9 protein-coding genes are annotated in these 10,464 nt (G+C 50.7%); 2 read left to right on the top strand and 7 right to left on the bottom strand.

All coding sequences use genetic code 11. The features are described from left to right. Both AB1656_03685 and AB1656_03680 read left to right on the top strand, forming a co-directional pair. On the top strand, positions 1-419 hold a 419-nt coding region (locus tag AB1656_03685), incomplete at its 5' end, for a hypothetical protein (protein ID MEW6234464.1). Between the two features lie 302 nt (positions 420-721). Continuing rightward, positions 722-2,179, top strand: a complete 1,458-nt coding sequence (locus tag AB1656_03680) for a radical SAM protein (GenBank protein ID MEW6234463.1) — start codon at positions 722-724, stop codon at positions 2,177-2,179. Between the two features lie 32 nt (positions 2,180-2,211). Here AB1656_03680 and AB1656_03675 read toward each other — a convergent pair whose 3' ends face one another. From AB1656_03675 to AB1656_03645, 7 genes are all read right to left on the bottom strand, one after another. Beyond that, entirely contained in the window at positions 2,212-3,876 is a 1,665-nt protein-coding gene (locus tag AB1656_03675; protein ID MEW6234462.1) for a glycosyltransferase family 39 protein, read from the bottom strand. Beyond that, a complete protein-coding gene (locus tag AB1656_03670; protein MEW6234461.1) occupies positions 3,869-4,654 on the bottom strand; it encodes a class I SAM-dependent methyltransferase in 786 nt (261 codons plus the stop codon). Before AB1656_03670 ends, AB1656_03675 begins: the two co-directional genes overlap by 8 nt. Continuing rightward, positions 4,648-5,820, bottom strand: a complete 1,173-nt coding sequence (locus tag AB1656_03665) for a glycosyltransferase (protein MEW6234460.1) — start codon at positions 5,818-5,820, stop codon at positions 4,648-4,650. Before AB1656_03665 ends, AB1656_03670 begins: the two co-directional genes overlap by 7 nt. Continuing rightward, a complete protein-coding gene (locus AB1656_03660) occupies positions 5,817-6,107 on the bottom strand; it encodes a cell division protein ZapA (protein MEW6234459.1) in 291 nt (96 codons plus the stop codon). The genes AB1656_03665 and AB1656_03660 overlap by 4 nt, the downstream gene beginning before the upstream one ends. A gap of 95 nt (positions 6,108-6,202) precedes the next feature. Further along, positions 6,203-6,439 carry a cell division protein ZapB gene (gene zapB / locus AB1656_03655; protein MEW6234458.1) on the bottom strand — a complete coding sequence of 79 codons (237 nt, stop codon included), beginning with the start codon at positions 6,437-6,439 and terminating at the stop codon, positions 6,203-6,205. Between the two features lie 18 nt (positions 6,440-6,457). Beyond that, on the bottom strand, positions 6,458-8,989 hold the full coding sequence (pheT, locus tag AB1656_03650) for a phenylalanine--tRNA ligase subunit beta (GenBank protein MEW6234457.1): 2,532 nt from the start codon (positions 8,987-8,989) through the stop codon (positions 6,458-6,460). A 432-nt stretch (positions 8,990-9,421) separates the two neighbouring features. After that, the gene (locus AB1656_03645; GenBank protein ID MEW6234456.1) at positions 9,422-9,655 is read right to left on the bottom strand and encodes a hypothetical protein; all 234 of its coding nucleotides are present in this window, start codon (positions 9,653-9,655) and stop codon (positions 9,422-9,424) included. Positions 9,656-10,464: the final 809 nt, after the last annotated feature.

Raw genomic sequence — 10,464 nt, 5'->3', positions numbered from 1 at the left:
ATTGGATTCGCCAGTTGGGATTGGAAGTGGATATCCAGGAACTGGACCGTTGCCCTGTACGTCCCTTTATTCTCTCGGAATATCAATTATCGCCGCCAAAGATTATCGTCTACCGCTATCTCCCCATTGAGGATTGTCTCAACCTGACCAGCCAGCACGCCGCCGGATATTACGGTCCCTGGTACTTTCTCCACATCGCCTATCAATTTTATTTTCATTTGGAATTGAATGGATTCTACGAATTGGAAAGGCGATGGTTTCATCGGCTGTTCGGTCTCATAGGCTCCATCGAAGATCGGGCGTACCGCTTCTCGAAAAATATCCTGGGTACGCTTCACTCCCCCAAGCGCTTCGACGACGCCGTTGAGCAATCTTTCCGGCCTTCCAGCGCATTCTATTCCCCAAACAGCGACATTTGATAAATTACGCTTAGATTTCCCTGAAGATATCATCGAATCGAATGGATGCAAGATTGTTCGGACGAATGTACCGAACGCAAAAATGATGTCAATGTAAATGGAAATAGGAGATGGATTTATCAGCGATTTGGCGCAGATGTTGCTTGTTATCAATCCCTGCCGGGGAGCAAAACCGTCTCAAGAAAAAACTGTCCGCAAAGCGCAAATCTTATCAAGTTCAAAATAGTAATGCCGATAATACAGAGAGGATAAGTGTGGGTATATCCGTTTGAATATATTCTAATTTCCAATTGGATGCAAACATGCGCATTGCCCTCTTTAGCGTAAATGACGTGGTCTACGATTATGGCTTGCGAGCGTTGTCCGCCTATCTTAAACGCCATGGACACGATGTCGATTTGGTGTTTTTGACTTGTCCGGAAAACGAACTATCGGGACGCATTCTTCTCGATGCGCTTGAGGTATGCCGCGGCGCCGATCTTATCGGCGTTTCCGTTCTTACTCATAGCGTCGGGAAAGGGATCGTTCTTACTCAGTTTTTACGGCTTATGCTTCCCGGCGTCCCCATTATTTGGGGCGGAATGCACGCCTCCAGCGCTCCTGAAGAATGCATTGTTCATGCGGATATCGTATGTCTGGGTGAGGGAGAGAATACGCTTCTCGAAATCGTGGAGCGTTATAGCCAAGGATCGGGCATAGACGGCATTCCAGGAACTTGGCGGCGCGCCGCCGATGGGTCGATCGTGAAGGGAGAGAAGCGTCCCTTAATCCAAGATTTGGACTCGCTGCCGCCCCAAGACTATTCGTTATCCTCCGATTACGTCGATCACGAAGGGCGCTTGGCGAAACTCGATGACGAATTGCTGGAAAATCGGCTATTGTATTATTTCTTCAATAATATGGGCCGCGTCTATGTAACGATGACCTCGCGCGGATGCCCTTTCAACTGCACTTTCTGTTGCAATAATGTCACGCGGCAATTATCCACCGGCGGCGAGAAATTCGTTCGCAAGCGTTCTATCCCGCATATTATGAACGAGCTCCGGCAGATCAAACAACGTTTTCCCTTCCTGCAATCGATATTATTCGAAGACGACTCGTTTCTATTCCGCTCCGTAAAAGATATCTGCGAATTTGCGGATTCATACGGCAAGGATATTGGACTGCCGTTTGGCATCGAAATGCACCCCAATGAAACTTCGGCGGAAAAGTTGACGGCGCTAAAAGCGGCGGGATTAACGCTCATTCACACAGGCATTCAAAGCGGCGACGAACGCGTTCGTCGGGAAATATACCACCGAAAGACGACGGACGACGCCATTATCAAATGCAATAAACTTTTGACAGGTCTATCCATTACGCATAAATACGATATTATCGTCGATATGCCCTTCGAGGGCGACGCCTGGGCCTCGTTGCGATTGCTCAAACGCTTGCGCCCGAAATTCTCCATCAATTTGTATTCCATGCGCCTTTATCCTGGTTTGGAATTGCGTTCCATTCTCCACTCAAGAGGACATGACGCTTGGATTCAACGCAATGATTTGGCGAAATCATACCTCAGTTTGTCATCCGACGATCCATACATAATCGTTTTGAGGATGTACGAAGCGTTTCCGCCCAATATTGCATATTTTCTGCTTGTGCATTACGTCTTTAACACCCGATTTATGATTCAACTTCTCAAAATAAGCCAATTCAGGCGGGCAACGCTGCGCGTGATGAGTCTAGCGCGCCGTCTGATTCGCAAAGCAAGGTAAAGCAAGAGTTGAGCGAACTTCATCTATAAGTTTTACTCCAATGAATCGTAGAGCGCGAACAAGGGGACGCCGTCCACTTCGACCTTCGCTAACGGCTTTTTGAATCGCGACAAACGCCACCCTTCGGAAAACATTCCTTGGCGGAATTGCAGTAGATAAAAGTCGGCGGGATCGCCGATGCGGGCGTGAAGAAATCCCCGGTCGATAGCGTATTGCGCAACTTCGAATGACATGCTGCATGGTTTGACCGTTTTTCCCGGCGGTATAATGGCGTCGATTTCTCTCAGAAAATCGCGCGTCAATCCGTCGCACCAATACGTCGTCTCCATCCCCAATTCCTTTGCTCCCGCGATTCCCCCGGCGAATTCGTTGTAATACGCCAAATAAAAAGGACGGATATGGAGATAGGTCCAGGCAGAAGGAAAAACGAGCAAAACGAAGAGAACAACCAGCGCCGCTTTGGCGGGAATCCTGCCGCTAACGATTTTCCATAAATAATGAAATCCGAATCCGCATAAACACGCAGCGAAGGGAAAACAGGGCAAAAACAAACGGCAGCCATCGTAAGCTTGCGCCAGCGGCAACAGCACGATGAGAATCGGCGCGGCGAAATGCAAAGCCAAAAAGAGAAAGACGCCCTTTGCGTCTTTCTCAATCGGTCCAAATCGTTTCCATAAAGGACTAAGGAAGCCGAGAAGATTCAATAGCAGCAGAAAAGGCGGCAGTGTGAAGAAGATCATGACCAGCGGATAATGCCAGGGCGTATTGTTCGAATAGAGTCTCATCAAATAAAACAAGTTGATGGGATGAACGGTGGCTTTTTGGGATAGATGAAAGAAACGTTCAACAATGCGTTTTCCCGTATCATGCCATAACCATGGCTGTACGCCGATATAGATAATGAAAGTCAACGCCATCGCCCAAAAAATCGCCCACGCTAGGCGTTTTAGATGAACTCCGCTCCATTCATGGCGCCAGATCATGAATATCAGCGCCCACGCCAACAGCGGAAATGGCAGAAACGCCGCGTGAAGTTTCGTCGTGAAGGCGATGGCGTACGATAGCCCGAATATCCACGGCTTCAGCCTCCCATGCAGCGCCCAAAATCCCGCCGCCGCCGCCCAAAACCACCAGCACATGATGGGAGCGTCCAGGCTGAAGATATGGGCGTGGCCGAATACTCTCGGCATTAACGCCAGCGACAACGCCCCGGCAATGGCGGACGCTTTCGGCAGAAATTCGCGTAGAAAAAGATAAATCGTTCCGATTAATAAGGAAAATTGTAGAGCGGAGGGAATCCGCAACGCCGTTACTTCGTCTATATAACCAGAAAAAAGCCGATAAGAGATTCCCGCAAGAGTTCGCGGCAGCGAAGGGTGATCCGATTTCGTTTGCCAATATTTATCAATGGTTTCTTGGGAAAATGGTTGGGGCAGCGCGAAGAGATGGCTCAACCAATAGGCTTGGTTTTTAGCGCAAACGAAATTGGGCGACGCCTCGTCCCACGTCACTCCCGGCGCGCTCAGCTCGGCGAAGAGCAGCAGGAAGACGCCTAGCGCCAGAGTTCCAGCGATCATCGCATCGGGACGGCTCAATGGCAAAAACAACTTTGCCCTTGCCGCATGGTCACTCTGCTGCGGCTCAAGGGCAGAAACAACCTTGCCCTTACCACCCTGCCAAAACGGGACGTCATTCATGCTTCGCTTCTCCCGGCTTGCGCGCGGCGGTGATGAAATTCAAGGCGTAAATTTTCCGCGACTCCACTCGTTCGTCTATCCAAGCAACGGCGCGGGAATACCATCCATTCGCTATCATCGCCGCCCGTCCGATAAGAGGAATGGGGCGCAAGACCGTCTTGGCAATCACCGACGGGATATGTCCTAAAAACGAGAGCAATCCTCCCGCCGCCGCCGTCTCGATCTCCACAAAACCCGCCCGCTCCAACAATACGCGCAGCCCATGCTTGGTATAGCGGAAATAGTCGTGCGGCTCATTATGCAGATAAGATAAATGCGGCGCGCTGACCAGAATCGTTCCCCCCGGCTTCAGGCAGCGGAAAAATTCCCTTAGCGCTTGTTCCGGATCGGGGACATGCTCCAACACCTGCGAGCAAAAGACGCTGTCGAACGCTTCGTCCCGCCACGGCATAGCCAACGCGGAGCCTGCGGCGTTCGATCCAGGCCGCCATTCGATATCCATGGCGACGTATTCGTCTGCGCAACGCCGCAGTAAGGCGGCGTAAGCCATGCGCCCCGCCCCCGCGTCGAGGCAGCGCCCATGAATGACCTTCTCCGCCAGAGGCGCCAGCTTTCGGATCAAACTGGCCCGCGTCGGCGAGAGATAAAAATAATTCTCCTCCCCCGCCGTCTCGTCGGCGATGCGCTTATCTTGGTTTTTTAAAAATTCATACATGACGTGAGTTAAGTCGAAGAGTAGGCTCAAGGCGAAGCGCAGCCCACCAAATCCTCTTACCATATTCCCGCATGGCGCGCGATTTGCCCATATAAATCATAATATTGAGCGGCAACATTATTCCAAGAGAAAGTTTCGGCGCGTTCCCGCGATCGTACGCCCAATCGACGCATTATTTCCGGTTGAGCCAGCATGCGCATTAACGCCGACGCCAAGGCTTCCGCGTCGCCAACGGGAACAATCTCGCCGTTGCCTTCTATCAATTCCCGGCTGCCTCCGGTATCGGTCAATAAAACCGGCAGCCCGCACGCCATCGCCTCCAACGCCGCGTTGGACATGCCTTCAGCGTAGGAAGGCAAGACGAAGAGATCGCAATTCGGCAAAAACCGGGCGATTTCGTCCCGGCTCATTCTTCCATGAAAACAAATCCGTTCTCCTAGCCTTAATTCCCCCGCCATCCGCTTCAACGATGATTCCTCCGGCCCGTCTCCGATGAGATGGCAGCTAAAATTTATTCCATCTTCCACCAATCGCTGGCAGGCTTGCAGCAACAAATCGATCCCTTTGCGCGCAATCAGCCGCGCCGCGCAAACCAGCCGCCATTCCTCCCAATCCTTCTCCCGCCTCGGCGTGAAGGTTGCGGCGTCGATGCCGTTGGGAATCACGCCCGCCCGCAGATCGGGAAATTGCTTCTCGTACAATTCCTTGAGTCCCCGGCTGTTGGCGATCACTCGTTGCGACGAGCGGTAAATCCGTTTAAGCATCGGACGCAGCAAGACGTAATCCAATGAAAAACGCCGATTGTAACCTGGAACGTCCGACCCGCGCACGGAAACGATATAAGGCAGACGCTTCCGATGCAAATAGGCCAGAAATCCAGAAGGGAAGCCGAAAAAAACATGGCATAAGTCATAGGCTTCCTTTTGCAGATGCGTCCGCAAAAAACCGTAATGACAGGCCAAATATTCGACGATTTCCGATCGCCGCCAATAAAGCAAATCCTTTTTCTTTTGCGGTAGAAAAACAATCCTTACGTTGGGGGAATAAGAAGAACCGTATAGTTCCGGCTGGGGAGTGGTAGTAATTAGCGTCAAATCGATATCGGGATAATTCCGAAATTCTCTCAAAATATGTTGATGCGCATTTCCTCCCCCGCCCCCGATGGGAGGGAATTCGTAATTGAGAGAAAGAATCCTCAAGACGCGGCGGTTCACGAGGCCGGACGTCAACGCACGGCGGCGTTCGTCTTGCGTAAAATCCGGTCGGCTTTTTCGGCGGCGGCGTTGATGGCGTCCTCTTCGTCGTTGGTTTGCTGCAAAAGGTCGTTCGCCAGGTTCATCGCCACGAGCAGCGCCAATTGCGTCAGGGGCGCCGACGGTGCGCGCTCGGCCAATTCCTCCACTCGATCGCGTACGAATTCTCCCGCTTGGCGCACCGCTTCCGGATTGTCGCCTCCCCGCAACTGCAGCCGGGTTCCGCGGATTTCGATGGTTATAATATCGGATTCGGGAGCCACCCAGCCGCCTCCTTTGTTTAACCTATCATGCGGCGCGTTGCCACTCTCTCTCCCATCGGGAGAGGGTTAGGGTGAGGGCGCATGAGGTATAGATATCAAGCTTCCATCTTATCCAACTTGTCGATGATGGCTTGGATGCGTTGCCGCACTTCGGATTTGCTCTCCTGGTCGGAATCGAGGCGCTTCTCCAATTCTTCCCGCTTGGATATTTCTTCCTGCAATTCCTTCAACAACTGATCGCGTTCCGATTTCAGTTCGCTTATCGTTCCAGCCAGTTCGTCTACTCGCTTTTCCAACGCTTCTAAAATTTCCATCAAGTTTTCCGCACTCATTCCTCAACCCTCATTTTCCTACGAACGAAGTTGCACGTCGAGTTCTTTTTTCAGTCCGTTTAAAATTTTCCCGATCAGCACGTCGATCTCGTCATCCTTCAGCGTCCCTTCTCGAGAACGATACGTCATCCGGAACGCCGCGCTGATGAATCCCTGCGCCACCTGCTTGCCCCGATAATAATCGAACATCTCCAAATTTTCCAGCAGATCCCCGCTTTCCCGCCGAATAATTGTTTCCACCTTACGAGCCGGAACGCCTTCCGGCATGAGTAATGCAATATCCCTTTTTATTGCCGGGAATAGTGAAAACGGACGGTATCGCGCCGTGTACGACCGATAAGCGTCGGATAGCGGCTTCAATCCGATTTCAAAAACCAGGACTCTTCCCGGCAGTTCGTACTTTTCCGCAAGATTGGGATGGAGTTCGCCATAATAGCCCAGCGTTTGCTTTCCTTCTTGGATCGTTGCTCCCCGCTTGGGATGCAGACACGCCGGCCCCTCAATGCTGCGATAGCGGCGCAGGGCGCAGAGACTGAGCATCCCTTCCACCAAACCCTTTACATCGAAGAAATCCCGTTCCTTTTTTCCCGAACGCCAGTCCGCCCCCGGATTGCCAACGATGACGCCGCTTATCATCCGATTCTCTTCATGGCCGCTTTCTTGGGGCAAATAAATCCGCGCCAATTCGAACAGGCCGAAGTCCGCGTTTCCCCGGGCGGCGTTGCGTTTGGCGCATTGCAAGAGCGACGGCAAAATCGCCGTGCGCATCGTCGCTTCGTTGACGTTGATGGGATTTAACACCGTCGTTTCATCGCATTGGAACGAAACGCCCTCCGGCGGAAACGCCTTCATGCCTTCCGGATCGGAAAAGCTATACGTGACGGCTTCATCGAGACCGAAGCCAATCAAATATTGCCGAATCCTCAACGCCATACCCCGATCGATCTCCTGCGGCTCCGGCGCTTTTACGGGGGCGGCGGGCAGCGTCGGCGTAAATTTTTCGTAGCCGTAGCACCGCGCAATCTCTTCCGCCAAATCGGCTTCGATGCATACGTCCAACCGATGGGAAGGAACGCGCAGCGTCATCGACTCCTTGTCTTTTTTCTCCACGGAAAATTGCAGAGAGACCAGGATTTTCTCCATCTCGTCGCGGGGGACAATCTGGCCTAACAGGCGGTCGCAATAGGCATAACGCAAACGCACCATTCGGCCCCGCAGAGATTCCAGGCGTTCGCAATCGGGAGTATCGGCGATTCCCATCGATCCGGCGGCGTAACCGCCCGCCAACTCCAGAATCAGCTGGGCGCAGCGGTAGGAGGCGGGAATCACCGTCTCGAAATCCACGCCGCGCTCGAACCGATACGACGCTTCCGACGACAATCCCAAGCGCTTCGAGGTCCGGCGGATGCAGGAAGGATCGAAATAGGCGCTTTCCAACAGGATCGCCGTCGTCTCTTCGCTCACTTCGCTTTCCAGCCCCCCCATCACGCCCGCCACGGCGCAGGGAACTTCCGCGTCGGCGATCACCAGCATCTCCTCGTCGAGAATGCGCTCGTCGCCGTCGATCGAAACCAGTTTTTCTCCAATTCTCCCCCGCCGCACGACGATCCGTTTTTCGTGTAATTTATCCAAATCGAAGGCGTGCAGCGGCTGGCCCATTTCCATCAATACCAGGTTCGTGGCGTCGACGGCGTTGTTAACGCTGCGCACTCCGCACGCTTCCAGCCGGTCTTTCACCCACTGCGGCGAAGGGCCGATCTTTACGTCCTTAAGAATCAAAGCGGTATATCGCGGGCATAAGTCGCCATCAACCAGATCGATGGAAGGAACTAAATCAATCTCCTTATCGGAAGAAACAAGAGAAGCGCCGGGTACGTGCGCCTTCTCTCCCAATGCGGCGGCGATTTCGCGCGCTATCCCCAACACGCTGAGAGCATCAGGCCGGTTGGGGGTGACGTTGATCTCGAAGACCGAGTCGTTCAGCCCCATTTCATCGATCAATCGGCGGCCGATTTTATATTCCGGCGGCAGGATCATAATTCCCGCATGGTCGTCGCCCAATCCCAATTCTCGCGTGGAACACAGCATTCCTTGCGAATAGATGCCCCGAATCTTGCGCTTTTCCAATTTGAAATTCCCCGGCAGCACCGTTCCAATATAAGCCAGGGCCACATGATCGCCCGCTTTCATGTTCTTGGCGCCGCAGACGATCTCATGTTGCTGCGAACCGTCCGTCACTTGGCACAGCGTAAGTTTGTCCGCATCGGGATGCGGCGCCATTTCCAGAATTTTGGCGACGATAATGTCCTTGATCTCCGACCCAGGGCAGGAAATTTCCTCCACCTCGAAGCCGCGCATGGTCAGAAGTTCCGCAACCACCTCCGGCGGCGGCAGGCGATCAACGAATTGGGAAAGCCAGGAATAAGGGAGTTTCATGATGAAAAATTGATCGTTTCTATCGTAATCGGCGATAAACTCAATAAACTTCGAATCGTATCGGCGGGAATCCGTAACGTCAAGAGCCGCAAAACCGCTGGAATATCGCGCCATCGCCTGACAGGAGCGTTCGAATTCTACCTAATGGAAAAACGGCTAATCGCGATGTAATGAAAATAGAAAAATAGGTGATTTACTCGTAAACTTGAGTATGGGCGCCTACAGAGAGAAAATGAACTCGTTCGTAGTTGTTTATTTCAATAAAAATGAGACGTAAATTTCCAACTGCGGAGATGGCTCGTCTGCCTTTTTGTTTCCCATAAAGCGCGTGATTGTCGAGTTGAGGATTATACGGATCGTTCAGGAAACTCGCGATGGTTTCTTCGACTTTCTTTTGCATCTTCGAGGAGAGTTTTCAAAAAGCCTTATTAAAATTCTTGTGATAGTAGAGGCTCTTGCAAAATTAATAAAATCCGCTTTTAAATTCTCCCCCCAAGCTTGGGGGAGGAATTATGGAGTTTTGCAAGAGGCTCAGTAGATTTCCATTTAGAATTTTGCTTTTCTTAATCTTCGTAGATAGTTGATTGCCTCTTCTCCCACAAAAGGCCCGCTCATATTGATTCCCTGCTTGGCTTCTTCTCCTGCTTCAAGGATGAGGGCCGTATCTTCTTCGGAAAATTCCTCTTGATCTACGATGGACGTTACAAAATCTATGACTTTTTCCTGTTGGTCTTGAGCAAGTTCTCGAAAATCTGTGATCGCGTCATCGGCGGTTTTCATCAGCGTTTTCTCCCTATTCGGATAATCCATTTGTACTCCATTATAGTACGAGAAACTGGGATTTTGTCAAAAGAACCGAGCCGGGAGAGGGGATTTACTCGTAAACTTGAGCATGAGTTCCAACAGAGAGAAAATGTACTCATTCGTAATTGTTTATTTCGATAAAGATGAGACGCAAATTTCCACCTGCGGAGATGGCTCGCCTCCCCTTTTGCTTGCCATGCAGAACATGATTTCTGAGTAGAGGATCGAAGGGGTTGTTTTTGAATATCCGTAATCACTAGTGTCCAGTTGTTGAAATAGAAAAACGTTCTAAATATATAGAAACAAAAGACTTAGAACTCGTTTTTTCTGTGATCGATTTGAATTTGACATTACGATTTGGTTATTTCCAATCTATGAATTTGTTGAAATGTCCAATAAATCAAGACTAAATTCTATTTCTCAAGTACAGAATTTCTACACTTATTTTGATTGTCAATCTTTAACAAAATCTCCAAAAACGCCCATTTTTCGGGGTTTTTCAAATGCAGTTTACAAATTATCAATCACTGCATTTTGTAAATCCTTTAAAATCAAGTAACAGTTTACCCGATTGAAGAGAAATCCTTGTTTTTAAGCCCTGAAAGGGCGAAATAAGATAGCCCAGGCCAACGGCCTGGGAACAGGATCGACAAAAACCTAAGCCCTGAAAGGGCGAAATAATAAATTCGTATATCTTCTCTTCATACTACTAAATAGTTACAAAATCAATTAGTAATATCGAGACACTAGTGAAAAAATCTATAAAAAAACGGCAATTGCCCTAA

It is taken from the genome of Candidatus Omnitrophota bacterium (assembly GCA_040755155.1).
Taxonomy (GTDB): domain Bacteria; phylum Hinthialibacterota; class Hinthialibacteria; order Hinthialibacterales; family Hinthialibacteraceae; genus JBFMBP01.
Note: the sequence above shows the minus strand (reverse complement) of the source record. Positions and strands in the feature narration are given on the sequence as shown.

What these genes read in the sequence shown, in the direction of transcription:
- AB1656_03680 (MEW6234463.1), top strand. Translation starts at nt 722, where the DNA reads ATGCGCATTGCCCTCTTTAGCGTAAATGACGTGGTCTACGATTATGGC.
- AB1656_03675 (MEW6234462.1), bottom strand. Translation starts at nt 3,876, where the DNA reads ATGAATGACGTCCCGTTTTGGCAGGGTGGTAAGGGCAAGGTTGTTTCT.
- AB1656_03670 (MEW6234461.1), bottom strand. Translation starts at nt 4,654, where the DNA reads ATGGTAAGAGGATTTGGTGGGCTGCGCTTCGCCTTGAGCCTACTCTTC.
- zapB (MEW6234458.1), bottom strand. Translation starts at nt 6,439, where the DNA reads ATGAGTGCGGAAAACTTGATGGAAATTTTAGAAGCGTTGGAAAAGCGA.
- pheT (MEW6234457.1), bottom strand. Translation starts at nt 8,989, where the DNA reads ATGGCGCGATATTCCAGCGGTTTTGCGGCTCTTGACGTTACGGATTCC.
- AB1656_03645 (MEW6234456.1), bottom strand. Translation starts at nt 9,655, where the DNA reads ATGAAAACCGCCGATGACGCGATCACAGATTTTCGAGAACTTGCTCAA.